General features: G+C 60.1%; 18 protein-coding genes. 10 read left to right on the top strand and 8 right to left on the bottom strand.

Annotated features, from left to right (window positions below):
• On the bottom strand, positions 1-729 hold the full coding sequence (locus BLS57_RS02915; RefSeq protein WP_093738973.1) for a Crp/Fnr family transcriptional regulator: 729 nt from the start codon (positions 727-729) through the stop codon (positions 1-3).
• Positions 730-819: 90 nt separating this feature from the next.
• On the opposite strand from BLS57_RS02915, the gene BLS57_RS02910 reads away from it, so the two are divergent.
• Positions 820-1,170 carry a DNA-binding transcriptional response regulator gene (locus tag BLS57_RS02910; protein WP_093738971.1) on the top strand — a complete coding sequence of 117 codons (351 nt, stop codon included), beginning with the start codon at positions 820-822 and terminating at the stop codon, positions 1,168-1,170.
• On the opposite strand, the gene BLS57_RS02905 is transcribed toward BLS57_RS02910, so the two are convergent.
• From BLS57_RS02905 to BLS57_RS02895, 3 genes are all read right to left on the bottom strand, one after another.
• The gene (locus BLS57_RS02905; protein WP_093738969.1) at positions 1,142-1,492 is read right to left on the bottom strand and encodes a phage holin family protein; all 351 of its coding nucleotides are present in this window, start codon (positions 1,490-1,492) and stop codon (positions 1,142-1,144) included. The two genes, BLS57_RS02910 and BLS57_RS02905, sit on opposite strands and share 29 nt — an antisense overlap.
• Complete coding sequence (locus BLS57_RS02900) at positions 1,492-1,797, bottom strand: ElaB/YgaM/YqjD family protein (RefSeq protein WP_093738967.1); 306 nt, start codon at positions 1,795-1,797, stop codon at positions 1,492-1,494. The genes BLS57_RS02905 and BLS57_RS02900 overlap by 1 nt, the downstream gene beginning before the upstream one ends.
• A gap of 137 nt (positions 1,798-1,934) precedes the next feature.
• Positions 1,935-2,744 (bottom strand): response regulator, encoded by an 810-nt coding sequence (locus BLS57_RS02895; RefSeq protein ID WP_093738965.1) that lies wholly within the window; start codon positions 2,742-2,744, stop codon positions 1,935-1,937.
• A gap of 94 nt (positions 2,745-2,838) precedes the next feature.
• Between BLS57_RS02895 and BLS57_RS02890 the strand changes: the two genes are divergently transcribed.
• From BLS57_RS02890 to BLS57_RS19690, 4 genes are all read left to right on the top strand, one after another.
• The gene (locus tag BLS57_RS02890; RefSeq protein WP_208597504.1) at positions 2,839-3,009 is read left to right on the top strand and encodes a NepR family anti-sigma factor; all 171 of its coding nucleotides are present in this window, start codon (positions 2,839-2,841) and stop codon (positions 3,007-3,009) included.
• Positions 3,009-3,566, top strand: coding sequence for an RNA polymerase sigma factor (locus BLS57_RS02885; RefSeq protein ID WP_093738963.1), 558 nt, complete (start codon positions 3,009-3,011; stop codon positions 3,564-3,566). Before BLS57_RS02890 ends, BLS57_RS02885 begins: the two co-directional genes overlap by 1 nt.
• A gap of 2 nt (positions 3,567-3,568) precedes the next feature.
• Positions 3,569-5,293: a histidine kinase dimerization/phosphoacceptor domain -containing protein gene (locus BLS57_RS02880; protein ID WP_093738961.1), complete on the top strand. Its 1,725-nt coding sequence runs from the start codon at positions 3,569-3,571 to the stop codon at positions 5,291-5,293.
• A gap of 130 nt (positions 5,294-5,423) precedes the next feature.
• Complete coding sequence (locus tag BLS57_RS19690; protein WP_167356360.1) at positions 5,424-5,591, top strand: hypothetical protein; 168 nt, start codon at positions 5,424-5,426, stop codon at positions 5,589-5,591.
• A 76-nt stretch (positions 5,592-5,667) separates the two neighbouring features.
• On the opposite strand, the gene BLS57_RS02875 is transcribed toward BLS57_RS19690, so the two are convergent.
• Positions 5,668-6,219 (bottom strand): cupin domain-containing protein, encoded by a 552-nt coding sequence (locus tag BLS57_RS02875; RefSeq protein WP_093738959.1) that lies wholly within the window; start codon positions 6,217-6,219, stop codon positions 5,668-5,670.
• Positions 6,220-6,400: 181 nt separating this feature from the next.
• Here BLS57_RS02875 and gabT point away from each other — a divergent pair, with 181 nt between their 5' ends.
• The 5 genes from gabT to BLS57_RS02850 all read left to right on the top strand — a co-directional run bounded on the left by gabT (position 6,401) and on the right by BLS57_RS02850 (position 11,887).
• Entirely contained in the window at positions 6,401-7,804 is a 1,404-nt protein-coding gene (gene gabT / locus BLS57_RS02870) for a 4-aminobutyrate--2-oxoglutarate transaminase (RefSeq protein ID WP_208597503.1), read from the top strand.
• A gap of 170 nt (positions 7,805-7,974) precedes the next feature.
• Complete coding sequence (locus BLS57_RS02865) at positions 7,975-8,721, top strand: SDR family oxidoreductase (RefSeq protein ID WP_093738957.1); 747 nt, start codon at positions 7,975-7,977, stop codon at positions 8,719-8,721.
• Between the two features lie 8 nt (positions 8,722-8,729).
• Positions 8,730-9,719, top strand: a complete 990-nt coding sequence (locus BLS57_RS02860; RefSeq protein ID WP_093738955.1) for a P1 family peptidase — start codon at positions 8,730-8,732, stop codon at positions 9,717-9,719.
• Positions 9,712-10,518, top strand: a complete 807-nt coding sequence (locus BLS57_RS02855) for an alpha/beta fold hydrolase (RefSeq protein ID WP_093738953.1) — start codon at positions 9,712-9,714, stop codon at positions 10,516-10,518. Before BLS57_RS02860 ends, BLS57_RS02855 begins: the two co-directional genes overlap by 8 nt.
• Position 10,519: 1 nt before the next feature.
• Complete coding sequence (locus tag BLS57_RS02850) at positions 10,520-11,887, top strand: tetratricopeptide repeat protein (RefSeq protein ID WP_093738951.1); 1,368 nt, start codon at positions 10,520-10,522, stop codon at positions 11,885-11,887.
• Positions 11,888-11,920: 33 nt separating this feature from the next.
• On the opposite strand, the gene BLS57_RS02845 is transcribed toward BLS57_RS02850, so the two are convergent.
• The 3 genes from BLS57_RS02845 to BLS57_RS02835 form a co-directional block, all read right to left on the bottom strand.
• On the bottom strand, positions 11,921-12,610 hold the full coding sequence (locus BLS57_RS02845; RefSeq protein ID WP_093738949.1) for a fumarylacetoacetate hydrolase family protein: 690 nt from the start codon (positions 12,608-12,610) through the stop codon (positions 11,921-11,923).
• A 91-nt stretch (positions 12,611-12,701) separates the two neighbouring features.
• Positions 12,702-14,411 (bottom strand): hydantoinase B/oxoprolinase family protein, encoded by a 1,710-nt coding sequence (locus BLS57_RS02840; RefSeq protein WP_093738947.1) that lies wholly within the window; start codon positions 14,409-14,411, stop codon positions 12,702-12,704.
• 4 nt (positions 14,412-14,415) lie between these two features.
• Positions 14,416-16,494, bottom strand: a complete 2,079-nt coding sequence (locus BLS57_RS02835; protein ID WP_093738945.1) for a hydantoinase/oxoprolinase family protein — start codon at positions 16,492-16,494, stop codon at positions 14,416-14,418.
• Positions 16,495-16,538: the final 44 nt, after the last annotated feature.

Below are 16,538 nucleotides of genomic sequence, written 5' to 3'. Positions count from 1 at the left end.
CTACATCAGGGGGCGTTTCTGACGTCCTTCGAGCGACGTAAGCCCTTCTTTCGCCAAGGCTTCCAGGTCGTTGATCTGCAAAATACGGTCTGACCAAGAGAGAAGCTGACGCTCTTTGAGCGCGGCTAGGGTCTTGTTTGTATGCACTAGCGACAGGCCGAGCGCGTCTGCAAGGTCGCGCTGAGTATAGGGCAAGGGCATCTGGTTTTGCGTTACCATTCCCAGCGACCTGCCGCGTTCGAAAATCTTGACCAAGGCCCATGCGACAGACTGTGTGGCCGTACGCTGACCAATCGTTGCAAGCACCTCGCCCATGAAATGCTCTTCGATGGCGGCAAGCCAGGTGATGTCAAATGCGCGTTCGGGGTGGGATTTGAAAAAATTGTAGAACTCGCTCCGGTTAAACACACAGAGCCGCATATGGGTCCGCGCTTCAACTGAGTGGCCCATCTCGCCCATGACGCCGGCCTGCAATCCAATAAAGTCACCGGGAAAGACGAAATTAATGACCTGCCGTTTGCCGTTTTCCAAAGTCTTGTCTCGGATGCCCATACCCGAAAGCGCGGTGAACAGTTGCGGTGCGTTGGACCCTTCGAGAAGGATCGGCGTGCCCGGTTCTACGGTAAGCTCGCCCGACTTGAACTTTTCCATGAAGCTCAGTTCGTCTTTCGACAGAGGGAGAAATGCATCTTTGCGCTGTAACGGACAATAGCGGCATTGTGTCGGCATCGGCTGTTTGAGCCCCTTTATGTCATAGTTTAATGCGCGCTTGCCGAGATCGCCTTAGAGGAGGGCTTTTGAACCCTCGGGGGGAGACCCATGTCTATCCTGATCTACGAACCAGACCCATTGGTGTGTTCAGATATTAACGAAACCCTTTCTGCTGCTTTTCCGCAATGTAAAATTGACGTGCTGGAGGCTTTCGACATCACCAAGGTCGTCGAGAGGATCAGTGAGATCGCTGTCGCCGTATTCTCGGTCACGCAGGAAGAGTTTCAGCAGTGGCGGCCAGAAATTCGCAATCTGCGGGCCTGGTTTCCGGTTGTGCTCATCGTTGATGACACCCCTCAACCGGGCGAAGTGGACGTGGACCTAGACTATCTCCCCCGCCCGTTCTCTAGCACCACCTTGTTGAAAACTGTCAGCGACGCGCTTTCTGACCTGCGGTGATGCCCGCAAGAAAAGCCATTACGAGGTTCTTAAGCCCATCATGCTCAGGATGACCGCTATCCGCCTCGGGCTGTCGGGAAGGTGGCGCTGCGCCGCGTGAACCAGCGATGGCCAGGAGTAGAAAGCCAACGCCAAGGTAAGCAGCCCCGAGGATCAAGGCGGCGGTGAGGGCCGTAGTGACGGTCACGAGATAGAGCCAAGCTGCAAGGGTCAGGAACATCAGGCCAATCAGCAGCATGAACGCGCCGGTGGCGCTGAGCATTGCTGTTCGCGCTGCGCGCGCAGCCGAGGCGCGCAGATGTTGCATTACGCCAGCAAGCATTAGCGGCGTGCCGTTATGATACCCACGAGAAAGCCTAGTCCGGCAGCGATACCAAGTGCGGTGCCGGGTTGGGTCCGCAGAAATTCTTCTGCTTGTTTCTGCGCTTCCATTGCTTTCGCCCGTCCGGCTTCGGAAAGCTCGTCAGCAGCAGTTCGCGCCGTGTCACGCATCTCTTCTGACTTGGCTTTGCCGTAGCTGCCCAAAGTCTCGGTCAGAGAAGTAATGTCTTTCTTCAACAGCGCGATCTGATCGGCCAATTCGTCAACGGTCACTTGCTTGGCATTGGCGGCTGGTGTCTTGGCCATGTGTGGCTCCTGTCAAATTTATCTTAGGCCAAAATGGCCCGCTATGGCCTCGCGGCAATCTCGCGAGGGGGACAAGTAAGACGCGCCGATGCCCGCTAAACAAGCGGACAGGTATGGGCACGGCGCGTCTCTTGGCTTTAGGCGTTCAATGTTTCCGTGGAAGAGAAGAACATCGCCTGGGATACGGCGGAAACCACTTGATCCACAGAATAGGGTTTGGAGATCAAGAAGGCCGGTTCCGGCTTGTCACCTGTCAGCAAACGCTCGGGGAAGGCCGTGATAAAGATTACCGGGCGCATGCCAAGCTCGTTCAACAGGTCATTCACAGCGTCGATACCTGAAGAGTTATCAGCGAGCTGAATGTCCGCGAGGATGAGGTCCGGAACATCAGCCTTGCCGAGTTTGACCGCCTCTTCGCGGGTCCGTGCGATACCTGTTACACGGTGGCCCATGTCGGCCACGATGGATTCAATGTCCATCGCGATGATCGCTTCGTCTTCGATGATCATGACCGAACCAGAAGTGCTGTCCGCCATTTCGCGGTGGGCGATCTGGATCAATTCAGCCGCTTCGGCATCATCAACGCCGATAATCTTGGCGATCTCTTCGTGAGAAAAACCCTCAATCGTGTGCAGCAAAAGCGCTTCTCGGCTGTTGTTTGTGAGGCTGGACAGATGGCGCTGCGCCTTGGCCCGGGGGCCGCTTTCACCCTCTTCAACGGGGGCACCAGCGCTGGCCCAAATGCCGTAGAGCACCTTGAACAAACCTGTCTTTGTATCTACTCCGTCAAGCACCGAGCGATCAACCAGGATGGCCTCCAGCGCTGCGGCCGCGAAAGTGTCGCCGCTGGTCTGGCTACCTGTCATTGCCCGCGCGAACCGGCGAAGATAGGGAATGTTTGCACCCAGTTCATCGCTGATGCTGGTCTTTTGTGTCGCATCGTTCATCTAGTCGGATCCTTTTTAACTTTTCTTGGAACCAAACACCCGGACATTGTGTTTGGTTCCAGTATGCGTACATAATTATTCAAACGAGACGACGATGCCAGAGGTGATGTTAGTGAACTCAGGAAACAAGGACGAGCGCGAGCGCGTCATAGATGACAACCTCAAGCGGGTTTTCGATGAGACGCTGGAGGAAGGAATCCCTGATCGCTTCAAGGACCTGCTTCAAAAGCTGAAGGAACAGGACTCAGAAAAAGGATCGTCATAATGAACCGCTCCGATCCGCGCGATGAGCTGGTAGAACACCTGCCGGCCATGCGGGCCTTTGCCATTAGCCTGACCCGCAACGGCGCGACAGCAGACGACATGGTACAGGACACGCTGGTCAAGGCATGGACGAACATCGACAAATTTGAAGTCGGTACCAATATGCGGGCCTGGCTCTTCACCATTTTGCGCAACACCTATTACTCGTCTCGTCGTAAGGCCAAGCGCGAAGTGTCCGATGTTGACGGTGTCCTGACAGATGGTTTGGCGGAAAAGCCGGCCCATGATGGGCACATGCAGATGACTGACTTCCGCAAAGCTCTGGCTCTGCTGAAAGACGAACAACGCGAAGCCCTCTTGCTCGTTGGGGCCTCTGGGTTCTCTTACGAAGAAGCTGCCGAGATGTGCGGGGTTGCTGTTGGCACGATCAAGAGCCGTACCAATCGGGCACGTGCACGTCTGGCTGAACTTCTGGGTCACCACGACAATGAATCTTTGGAGATGACCGATGACGCCACAATGTCCGTGCTCTCCGCTTCCAAAGTTTCTTCTTTCTAAACATGACTTCAGGCTTTTTCAGCGGTGATCTGATGCGCGGGCTGACGATCCGGGTTCTGCTGTTTTTGTCCCTCGCGCTATTGCCCATCGGGCTGATCGCGGTGGTACAAACTCGGCAGATCGCGGATCAAAGCCGTGAAAGCGCGGAATTATCGCTGATTGCCGTAACCGAACAAGCTTCTGCAGCAGAGCGCCGGGTCATTCAGGAAGCATTCGGCGCCGCCGAGGCGCTAACCTCAATCGTACGCCTTAGGCGGGATGACCCGCAGGAATGCACCGACTTTCTAAGAGAGTATAAACAGGCCTCTGACATCTACTCGCTTGTTGGCTTTGTCGGACTGGATGGAAAAATGACCTGCTCCTCCACGGGGCAGGAACATGATTTTTCTGAGGTCGAGAACTTTCGCACTCTGCACGACAACCCGGTGCGTCGGGCCATGCCGGTCACCCAGGGGGCTGTTAGCAAACAGGTCATCACCCTTATCAATGCGCCGGTGTACGAAAACCGGGAGCTGATTGGGTTTATGGCCCTTAGCATCCCGCAGGACGCGATCAACGCGATCCGGGAAACCAACGATAAGCACAGCAACGTGGCGATGATGACCCTGAACAAGAAGGGCCATATCCTGACCACGGAAAACGGGTTGGAAACCGCCAAACAGGAATACCCGGCTGATATTGCGCTCTCTCTGCTGACGAATCAGGAGCCGAGCGTTTTCTTCTCCAAGAACGCGGTGGGCGAAGAACGCGCCTATGCAATCGTGCCGATTGTGCCGGATACAGTCTATGCCCTCAGCGTCTGGCCGAGCGATACGCCCTTTTTGGATACCGGCGTTTCAACACGACTGAGTGCGCTCTTGCCGATTGTCATGTGGGTCGCCAGCCTCGTCGTGGCCTTTTGGGCGCTGAACCGGCTTGCGATTAACCACATCCGCAAGCTGGGCCGGCAGATGCGGCGCTTCGCGCTGAACCGGACCCTGCCCCGTGGGACATTGGGATCGTCCGTGCCGACCGAACTTGTGGAGATGGAGGCCGCCTTCATCGGGATGGCGGAATCCATTCTGCGCGATGAAGCCACGCTCGAAGACAGTCTGCGGCAGAAGAACATCTTGCTGAAAGAGGTTCACCACCGGGTCAAAAACAACCTGCAACTGATCTCATCGATCATGAACATGCAGATCCGTCAGGCGAAAAGCGAAGATGCGCGTTTTGTCCTTCGGCGCTTGCAAGAGCGGATTCTCAGCCTCGCTACGGTTCACAAAAACTTGTATCAGAACGACGATCTCGTCCGTGTCGATGCCAGTGAACTCCTGCGCGAGATCGTAAATCAGAGCCTGTCGATCGGGCTGGCCTCCGGGGGCGATGTTCAGGTTGACCAGAGCTATGAAACCATTGAGATCGACGCGGACGACGCGGCCCCGCTAACGCTGCTGGTCTCCGAAGCGGTAACGAACGCGCTGAAGTACGTCGCGACCGTCGCCCCAGGCAAGGGCTTCATTTCGCTTAAACTCAGCTATACTGGGCCGGAAAAGGCGATGCTGGAGGTGCGCAATACCATCGGCAATCCTGACGAGGTGCCAACGGGCACCGGGCTCGGATCGCGGTTGATCCTCGCTTTTACCCGTCAGCTTAATGGCCATGTGGAAATCGAAACCAAGAACGGCGTCTATGAAATGCGCGTCGACTTCCCCGTGCCGACCGACAGTAAGATGGTTTACGATTACTAAACGCCTTTGTGCGAGTCTTTGCCGAGAAAGTGGCGCTTTGGTCACCGGGCCGATCAATCGTGAAATTTCCGGGAACCCTTTGCGTCAGTCCCAGTTGAGACCTTGAAACGCACTGCGGAAAGGACATGGAATGACCACGGAGCTATTTCTCGGCGGCCTGACCATCCTGACCTTGGCTGCGGTCATTATCCTTGCCCTCACCACGGGCCGAAGAGAACTTCATACGGATGAGGACCGAGCCGGAAGCGACGAACGGCAACCGGAAGCACAAAGGTCGAATTATCGGTCAGACTACTGACGACCTAAGCATGATCACCCGCCCCGAACACCAGTTTCGGGGCGGGTGATCGCTTGGCTGCCCTATGTCGGGAAATCTAGAAGCTTGGCGGCGTGCAAGCGCTGACAATGACGCATTTCTTGTCGCCTGTATTGCGGAACCGATGCGGCAGCCGACTGTCGAAGAGATATCCATCGCCTGCGCCGAGGTTGCTGATCGTGCCATCCACCGTTACCTCAATATCGCCTTGCACGACGATACCCGCTTCCTCGCCTTCATGGCTGAGCCATTCCGGCCCCGTGTCCGCGCCGGGTTCATAGGTCTCATACAACACCTGCAAAGCATGCCGCTCGGCATTTCCCAATTGGCGAAGTGACACCCCCCCTTGGCTGCTCGGGGAAATCTCGGTGAGTTCGTCGGCTCGGTAGAACACCTTGACCGTATCCTCGTCTTCCAAAATTGAGAAAAACTCCGCCATACTGATGGGAATCGCATCAAGCAGGCTCTTGAGAGAAGCCACTGAGGGGCTTGTGCGGTTCTTTTCGATCAGCGAAATCGTGCCATTGGTCAACCCGGCCCGCGACGCAAGTTCGCGTTGCGATAGCCCATGCTGCTCCCTTAGGGCCCGGAGTTTGTCGCCGATATTCAAAGACTTGTCCTTTTGGGTTTTCCGCCGTCTGCGCCCTTATAGCTAAAGGCATTCACGCCAGCACAAGCAAATTGGTAGATAGAGAACGAAATCAAGATTGACAATTATTTTAAACGACATCAGAGATTTTTTAAACGATCTACTGCTACAACCCCGTTCCTTCGCTTAAAGGTATCAGCCCATGTCCAGCACTGCCAAGAAGAAGACCAACCGCAAAACCTCTGCCAAAACCAAGGTGGAAGCGCCGAAAATGACCGTTGTGTCCTCGGACGTCGCCAACCAAAGCGGCCCGACCAACGCGGCACTCGTTGCCCGTCGCGATGCTGCTGTTCCGCGCGGCGTCGCTTCTGCCGCACCGATCTATGCCAAATATGCCGAAAACGCCGAGCTTTGGGACGTAGAAGGCAACCGTTACATCGACTTCGTTGGCGGCATCGGCGTGTTGAACACCGGCCACCGCCACCCCAAAGTCGTCGAAGCTGCGAAGGCGCAAGAAGACCTCTACACGCACACCAGCTTTCAGGTCGTGCCTTATGGTCCTTACATTGACCTCGCAGAAAAGCTGAACGCGCTGGCCCCCGGCGATGCGCCGAAAAAGACCCTGTTGGTCACCACCGGTGCCGAAGCGGTCGAGAACGCTGTGAAAATCGCCCGCGCCGCGACTGGCCGTCCGGGTGTTATCGCCTTCACCGGCGGCTACCATGGCCGCACACTGCTGACGCTGGGCATGACCGGCAAAGTCACTCCCTACAAAAAGGACGTCGGCCCCTTCCCGGCAGATGTCTTCCGCGCGCCTTTCCCGTCGGTCCGTGACGGTATCACCGTGCAGGACGCGATCACCGGGTTGAAGAACCTCTTCCTGACCGACGCCCAGCCCGAGCGCGTGGCCGCGATCATCATTGAGCCGGTGCTCGGCGAAGGCGGCTACACACCGGTTCCTTTCGAAATGATGCAGGAACTTCGTGCGATCTGCGACCAGCACGGCATTTTGCTGATTGCCGACGAAGTTCAGGCCGGCTTTGGCCGCACCGGCACTTGGTTCGCCATTGAGCACTCCGGCGTTGTGCCGGACCTTATCACCGTGGCGAAATCCATGGCCGGTGGTTACCCGCTGGCTGGCGTGATTGGCCGGGCCGATGTGATGGACGCAATGGCCCCCGGCGGCTTGGGCGGCACATATGGCGGCAACCCAGTCGCCTGCGCCGCAGCGTTGGCAGCGATTGAAGCGATCGAGGACGAAGGCCTGCTGGCCCGCTCCACCGCGATGGGCGAAACGCTGAAAGCCCGCTTTGCCGAGATCGGCGCGCGTGCGGCTCCCTACCGTTTCTGGGACATCCGCGGCCTTGGCGCCATGGTTGCCGTGGAGTTTGTGTCCGACTTTGACACCGCAACACCGGACGCCGACTTCACCAAACGCGTCATCGCCCACGCCCTCCAGCGCGGCCTGCTGCTGCTGAGCTGTGGCATGCATGGCAACGCCGTGCGGGTCATGGTGCCGCTGACTGCCTCAGACGCAATCGTTGACGAAGGTCTCGCGATTTTCGAAGCCGCAGTCGCGGCGGCGGTGGCCGAAGAGCAGAAGTAATCTCGAGCGGTTCATACCGGTCGGACTGAAGGCGCGCGGGGCAACCTGCGCGCCTTTTTTAATGGCTTCCGCCTGAGCGAGGCGCGTTTCTGGAAGTGTCAAGTCTTGGCATCGCGCGTCGAAGGGCGCAAACTCCGCGCAGCTGCAACACGCCAGAACTGGGGACCGCCATGCGACTGACAGGGAAAACGGCCATCGTAACCGGGGGAGCTTCGGGCTTTGGTGCGGGCATCGTCAGGCGCTTTTTGAAAGACGGGGCACGGGTGATGATCGCCGATATCGATGGCGATGGCGCAGCGCAACTGGCCCGCGAAATGGGGGACCACGCAACAGCACAGCAGGTTGATGTGGGCGACGCTGCATCGGTACGCGACTTGACGATCGCCGCGCAGGACCTTTGGGACCATATCGACATTCTGGTAAACAACGCAGGCGTCACCCACCTGCCCGGCGCGTTAGAAGACATCAGCGAAGAAGACTTCGACCGAATGTTTCACGTGAATATGAAGTCCGTCTATCTAACCGCGCGAACGGTGGTCCCCCATATGAAAGAGCAGGGGCGCGGTGCGATCTTGAACATTGCCTCCACGGGCGGTGTTTCACCCCGTGCGGGCCTGAACTGGTATAACGCGTCGAAGGGGTGGATGATCACCGCGACCAAAACGATGGCCGTGGAATTGGCGGATCACAGTATCCGGGTCAATGCGATCAACCCGGTGGCCGGAGAGACACCGCTGCTGGCATCCTTTATGGGAGAAGACACCCCTGAAATGCGCGAGAAATTTCTCTCCACCATCCCGCTAGGGCGCTTTTCGCAGCCCGAAGATATCGGCAACGCGGCCCTTTACCTTTGTTCTGACGAAGCCTCTATGGTCACCGGCGTGGCGCTGGAAGTCGACGGCGGGCGCTGTATATGAGCACAGCGATGAAGCCCGGCCCGCGCAACCTCATTACCGACGTGGCGGGGCTCAAAGTCGGCAATGCGCAAGACGAAGCGCTGAAATCTGGCACGACGGTTCTGATTGGGGACAACCCTTTCACCGCATCTGTACATGTCATGGGCGGCGCGCCCGGCACGCGTGAGACTGACCTGCTGGCGCCGGACAAGACCGTGGCCGCAGTGGATGCGCTGGTGCTATCAGGCGGCTCCGCCTTTGGTTTGGATGCCTGCTCGGGCGTGGTGGACGCATTGCGCGCTCAAGGGCGCGGCTTTCGCGTAGGCGATGCGCTGATCCCGCTGGTGCCCGGCGCGATCTTGTTTGATCTGCTAAACGGCGGTGACAAAGGCTGGGGGCAGAACCCCTACGCCGATCTAGGCCGCGCAGCGCTGGCGGATGCGTCTGAGAATTTTCCCCTCGGCTCCGTCGGCGCAGGCACCGGCGCGCTAAGTGCGATGGTCAAAGGTGGCCTCGGCTCTGCTAGTTTGCAACTGCCTGACGGTAGCATGGTTGGCGCACTGGTAGGCGCCAACCCGGTGGGCGCCGTCACCACCCCCGGAGACCACCACTTTCACGCCGCCCCTTTCGAGATTGATGGGGAGTTCGGCGGACTGGGGCCAGACCCGACCAGCGGTTTGGGGCTCAGTTTTGAAAGCCGCAAAATGGCGGCGATGTCGGCCCGCGCGAATACCACTATCGCTATTGTGGCGACCGATGCCACGCTCTCCAAAGCCGAATGCCAGCGCGTCGCCGTGGCGGCCCATGACGGCATCGCCCGCGCCGTCGTCCCCGCGCATATGCCGAATGACGGTGATCTGGTTTTCTCGCTGACCACCGCCTCAAAACCGGCCGGCGATGTGGCGATGATTGGCCATGCGGCGGCGCTCTGCCTGTCCCGCGCAATTGCCCGCGCGATCTATGCCGCCACCCCCGCCGAAGGGGATCTCTTGCCCTGCTGGAGCACATTGAATGCCTGAACTATCTCTTCCCGACATCTCCCTACACTACGAAATCGACGGCAGCGGACCGCCGCTCTTGATGCTGGCTGGCATGCTCAGCGACAGCGCGAGTTGGGGCGCATTGGCGCCGCTGCTTACCGATCATTTCACCCTAATCCGCCCAGACAACCGCAGCACCGGGCGCACAACGCCGTGGGACGCGGAAATCAGCGTGGCGCAAATGGCCCGCGACGCCTTGGCGCTGATGGATCATCTGGGGCATGAGACATTCCACCTCGTCGGTCACTCCATGGGCGGTTTGATGGCGATGGAATTGACCGGCATGGCCCTAGACCGGGTTCAAGCGCTTAGCATTCTCGCTTCGGCCCCTGTTCGCGCACCGCGGACGATGGCAGTGTTTGACGCGCTGCTGGCCGTGCGCCGGGCGCCGGAGGGGGAGCAACTCTGGCTGCGCGCGCTCTACCCATGGATTTTTGCGCCCGGATTTTTCACGGATCCCGACAATGTCGGAACGGCCCTTGCCGCCGCGCTCGCCTATCCCCACGCGCAAAGCGCTGACGCGATGGCCCATCAAATGCAGGCCCTCCGCGGCTTCCGCCCCACAGTACGCCCCGCCGATCTGACCTACCGGACGCAGGTGCTCCACGGCGCTGACGACCTGCTGATCCCCCGCGCCGATGCTGAGAAGGCCTTTGCTGCGATCCCCGACGTGACACAACGTACCCTGCCCGATGCCGGTCATTCGATCCATTGGGACGCGGCCGACGCCGTGGCCAAACACCTGCGCCAATTCCACGATACGACCCCGGAGACATAAGATGACACAAGACCTCTATGGGCTAGAAACCACAGCCAGCCGCCCGGATACCCTACAGGCAATTGATGACTTCATCCACGGTTTCCTCGCCTATCAACCCAAATCCGCCGGCGTCATTGCTGCGGCGGACGCGGATCCGGAGAGCCCCTTGGTCAACGCCTATGCGGCCTTGCTCTGGATGTTTCTCGAACACCCCGTCGCCCCCGAGAAAGCACGGCCCTATCTGCAGCGCGCTCAGGCGGCCCGTGGTGCGAATGCGCGGGAGCAAGAGGTCATCCGCGCTGTTGGCCATTGGGTCGACGGCGATGTGCCGGGCCTGTTGGCCGCCTGCGATAAGATCACCGATCAATGGCCACGCGATCTGGCGATGCTGAAACTGGCGCAATACCATTTGTTCAACATCGGGGATGCGGCTGGGATGCTGCGCATGGCACTGAAGTCTCTGCCCGAGGCCGAAGACATCGCCTACACACACGGCATGATCGCCTTTGGCTACGAACAATGCCATCTGCTCGACCGCGCCGAAGCCGCCGCCCGTCGCGCGATGGAGCTGCGCCATGACGAGCCTTGGGCGCATCACGCGCTGGCCCATGTCATGCTGACCGAGGGGCGCGTCGCCGAGGGGGCGCGTTTTATGGAGAGCGTTGTGGAAACTTGGACCGATCTGAACTCCTTTATGCGCAGTCACAACTGGTGGCATCTGGCGCTGTTCTACCTGTCGCAGGGCCGTCACGATGACGTGCGGCAGGCCTATGATCAGCACATCTGGGGGCTGGAGAAAGACTATTCGCAAGACCAAGTCGGCGCTGTGTCCTTGCTTGCACGGATGGAGTTTGCTGGCGTCGATGTAGGTGACCGCTGGGGCGATGTAGCCGATCACGTTGCGGCGCGGGGGCAAGATACGGTCAGCCCCTTCCTCACGCTGCAATACCTTTATGCGCTTTGCCGCACCGACCGGCCCGAGGCCGCTGAATTGTTCAAAGCTATCGAAGCTCGCTCCGCCGATACCACGGCCTATGACCACGCTGCCTGGGCCGAAGTGGCCCTGCCCGCCGCGCGCGGGATCGCAGCCCACGCCAAAGGTGACTGGGCTACTGCAATCCGCGAGTTGGGTATGGCCCTGCCGCGTATGGCGGAATGTGGTGGCAGTCATGCGCAGCGCGACTTGTTCGAACAGATCCACCTCGACGCGCTTGTGCGCGATGGCCGGGCCTCTGCCGCACAGCAGGTTTTAGAGATGCGACGCACCTATGATCCTGACGGGGTGCCACTGAACCTGATGCTCAGCGAAGTCTACGAAAAGACCGGCCTGCCCGATCTGGCCAAACAAGCCCGCGCCCGCGCGGAGCGGACGCTGGCCAGCGTTTAATTCGAGATCGGCGTTGCGGGCCCGAAAGCCACCTTAGCCCCGTGGGCCGATCGTCACCTCAAATTCCGCGATCCCGTCGACCCCGCCGGTCAACACATCGCCGGGCTCTACTGCGCCAACGCCCGCCGGTGTTCCGGTCATAATGATGTCACCCGGTGCCAGTGTCACACCGCGCGACAAGGCGGCGGTATGCTCGCGCACGGACCAGATCATATCGGCCAGATCAGCCTCTTGTTTCATCTCGCCATTCACCGCCAGCCAGATACGTCCTTTTTCAACCGAGGCGACATCCGCAATCGGCAGGATCGGTGCGATGGGCGCTGAATTGTCAAAGGCTTTGGCCCAGTCCCAAGGACGGCCCATCTTCTTGGCCTCCGCCTGCAAGTCCCGCCGGGTGAGGTCGATCCCCGCAGACGCGCCCCAAATGTGGTCCATCACCTCCGCCTCTTCAATATTCGCCCCGCCCTTGCCAATGGCGATGACCAGCTCGGCTTCGAAATGAAAGCTCTCGGTCAAAGGCGGATAGGGCACTGTGCAGGGCGTGTCGCGTGCTGCGTCGGCAGGCTTGGTGAAAAAGAACGGCGGGTCGCGCATGTCGTTGCCCATTTCGAGCACATGCGCCTCGTAATTGCGGCCGACACAGAACACGCGACGAACTGGAAAACGCTCTTCGCGGCCCTGTACGGCAAGACTGCTCTGCTTTGGGGGGGCAATCACATACATGGCTGGAATCCTCTTAAAATGTTACGGCTAAGGAACACCCGCGCTCAGTGACAGTCAATGACCCCCGCGCCTATATCATCATGCGAGTACCTTACAGATCGGCGCCTGTGCTGATCGCCTTTTGAACCTCTTTGATCTCCTCGGCACTCAACCCATAGTCTGCGGCTGCCACCTCGGCACTTATATAGCCGCGTAGCAGGTCGCGTTTGACCAGTTCCTTGGGCCGTTCGGACGCATTGCCGTAGCCGGCGCCACCGGGGAAGGCCATGACCACCTTGCGCCCATGCGGCACGAACTGTTTGCCCTTGCCGCGCATCGGCGTGCCGTCGTCCTGCGTGATGGTGGTCGGGGCACCTGGCGCGCCCCCCTGCCGTCCCCGTGCAGGGTGATCGACGCGGTCAAACATCGCTTGCATGTCGAACTCATGCCCCTCGCGCGCGCTGACCTCCATATATTGCCCCAAGCCACCACGCTGCCGTCCCGCGCCGCCGCTATCGGGGCGCAGCTCCTTGCGCCAGATCACCACCGGGCCTGCGTGTTCCGTGGCCTCCACCGGCATGGTCATCACGCCCGAGGGGAAGGCCGTGGCGTTGAGCCCGTCATGCTGGGGCCGCGCGCCGGAGCCGCCCGAGTTGAAAGTCAGCACCTCGGCGCGCCGGGCACCCTTGGGGGCCTCAGCATCGGTGCGCGGGCGCAGGCTGACTTGGAAGTTGCACAGACAGCCCGCACCCTCGGCAGGCACCATATTGGGCAGGATCTGATCCAACGCGGCATAGACCGTATCGGGCACAAAATGCCCCACGATATGGCGCAGCGCCACAGGGGCGGGATGCAGCGCATGCACGATGGTGTCCTCGGGTGCGGCGATGCGGAAGGGTGCGAGCGAGGCCGCGTTGTTGGGGATTTCCGGCGCGATGGCGCATTTCAGCGCGTAGCAGGCATAGGCTTTGGTATAGACCAGCGGGCAGTTGATGCCCTTTTTGTCGATCCCGCTGGTGCCCGCGAAATCCGACAGGATGTGGTCTTCTTCGATGCTCACCGTGACCTTCAGCGTGATCGGCGTGTCAAACCCGTCAATGGTCATCTCCCCCGTCGCCTGTTGGCGCGGCAGGGCGGCGATGCGCTCCAAAGTGGCGCGGCGGGAGTTGTCGAGGATGAAGCTGGCGATGCCGGTCAGATCATCGAGGGCGAACTCCTCCATCATATCAATCAGGCGGCGGTGACCGATCTCATTACAGGTGATCAGCGCGTAGATGTCGCCGATGAGCTGGTCCGGCTCGCGCACATTGCCGCGGATGATCCGCACCAGCGTCGCATCAACCTTGCCCGCATCGGCGAATTTCATGATCGGCAGGTAGAGCCCTTCCTCATAGACGCTCGCCGCATCCGCCCCAAAGCCGCGCCCGCCGATGTCGACGATATGCGCGGTACAGGCAAAGAACCCGACCAGCTTGCCACGGTGAAACGACGGCGTGACCATGGTGATGTCATGCAGGTGGCCGGTGCCCTCCCACGGGTCATTGGTGATATAGACGTCGCCCTCAAGGATGTTCTGCCGCCCGATGCGGCGGATGAAATGCGCCACCGCGTCGGCCATGGCGTTGACGTGACCCGGCGTGCCAGTGACTGCTTGGGCCAGCATCTGGCCGTCGGTGTCATAGACCCCTGCCGAGAGGTCCCCCGCTTCGCGCACCGAGGTCGAAAACGCCGTGCGCACCAGCGCCTGTGCCTGTTCTTCAACGACCGAGATCAACCGGTTCCACATGACCTGATAGGCGACGTTCGAATGTGTCTGCGTCATGTCTTTACCCTTTCACGGTGATGTCGATGCAGCCATCCGGCTGGCAGATGGCGCGGCGCGAGGCGGGGAGAATGATGGTGGTTTCATCCTCAGTGATCGCGGCGGGGCCTTGGGCGGTTTGGCCGGGGGTCATCTGCCCGCGCAGGACAACATTGGCCTCGCAGTATTCCGCCAGTGCCGGATCGAAAATACGCCGTGTTAGAGCCACATCTGCCGCGTCGCCGGGGGTCTGCTCCGGGGTTCTAGCGACGGCTTCGGGCGGGGTAGTGGCATTGACCGACCAGACCGTGATCTCGATGTCCAAGCCCTCGACGGTGCGGCCAAAGAGCTTGGCGTAATCCGCCTCGAACAACGCCTCGAAACGCGCCGCGTCCGGGGCCATCGCATCTTTCGCGCTCAGGATGATCGGGATTTCCCAGCCCTGCCCGCTGTAGCGCATGTAGACTTTGAACTCGGAGAGGATTTGCGCCTGGGCATCGCAGTTGCGCACAAAGCCCGTGGCCTCGTCTTGCAGTTCCCCCAACAGCGTCTTGATCCGGTCTGCGTCGAAATCCGAGAGTTTCATATAGACCGAACGGTTCGCCTCAAAACTGAACGGTGCGCGCAGGAAGCCAATGGCCGAGCCGACGCCAGCCCCCGGTGGCACCAGCAGACGCTCCACACCCAGTTTCTCGCAGAGCCGTCCGGCATGCAGCGGCGCGGCACCGCCAAAGGCGATCATCGTGTATTCGCTCAAGTCCTCGCCATTTTCCACTGCATGAACGCGAGCCGCGTTGGCCATGTTTTCGTCCACCACCTCGGCCAGACCGAAAGCAGCGGTGGCGGCGTCCATGTCGAGCTCTTGGCCGATGACATTTTGCAACGCCCCTTCGGAGCCTCCGGTGTCAAGCCGGATCGAGCCGCCCGCAAAATTGTCGGGGTCCAGCTTGCCCAGCACCAGATCGGCGTCGGTCACGGCGGGCTTCTCACCCCCGCGCCCGTAGCAGGCCGGCCCCGGCTCAGAGCCTGCGCTTTCCGGCCCGACGCGGATCTGCCGCATGGCGTCGACATGGGCCAGCGAGCCACCGCCTGCACCGATCTCTACCATGTCGATCACCGGGATCGAAATCGGCATGCCGGAGCCCTTCTTGAACCGATAGGTCCGCGCCACCTCAAAAACTCGGCTGGTCTTGGGGGTTTGGTTCTTGATTAGGCAAATCTTGGCGGTGGTGCCGCCCATGTCAAAGCTCAGCACCTTATCGAGCCCATAGCGTGCGGCGATGTTCGCGGCGAAAACCGCGCCGCCTGCGGGGCCGGATTCCACCAGACGCACGGGAAATTCGGCGGCGCTTTCGATCGAGATGATGCCGCCGCCGGAATGCATCAGGAAGATGTTGCAAGAGACACCTTCGTCCTGCAAGCGCCCTTCGAGCCGCCCGAGGTAGGACTTCATCAGCGGCTTGATATAGGCGTTGGCGACCACGGTGTTGAACCGCTCATACTCACGCATCTGTGGCGAGACCTCGGCAGAGATCGAGACCATGACGCCCGGCAGGCGCTCTTCCAGCACCTCGCGGATCATCCGCTCATGCGCGTCATTCAGATAGCTATGGATGAGCCCCACCGCGACACTGGTATAGCCGCCCTCGGCTATGCGGTCGGCCAAGGCTTCGACCTCGGCGCGGTCCAGCGGGATCAGCACGGCACCGGTGGCATCGACACGCTCATTCACCGTGTAGCGCATCTGACGGGGCAGCAGCGGCTCAGGCAGGGTGAGGTTCAGGTCATATTGCTCGAACCGGCTCTCGGTGCGCATTTCGATCACGTCGCGAAAACCTTGGGTGGTGATCAGCGCCGTCTTGGCCCCGCGCCGCTCGATCAGCGCGTTGGTGGCCAGCGTTGTGCCGTGGATGATCTGGGTGAGGTCGGCAGGCGTGACCCCGGCCTTGGCGCAGACCTGATGCATCCCATCGATGATCGCGTTTTCCGGAGCGGCATAGGTGGTGAGCACTTTGGTCGAAAAGCTCTCGCCGTCTTTTTCAAGCACCACGTCGGTGAAGGTGCCGCCGATGTCTACGCCCAGTCGGGTGGCCGATGCTGCCATGTCTCTCTCCTGTTTGGCGCAGGATAGGAGCGGGCACAGCATCG

Source organism: Sulfitobacter delicatus (genome assembly GCF_900102535.1).
Taxonomy (GTDB): Bacteria; Pseudomonadota; Alphaproteobacteria; order Rhodobacterales; family Rhodobacteraceae; genus Sulfitobacter; species Sulfitobacter delicatus.
This window is presented reverse-complemented; position numbering and strand designations above follow the sequence as displayed.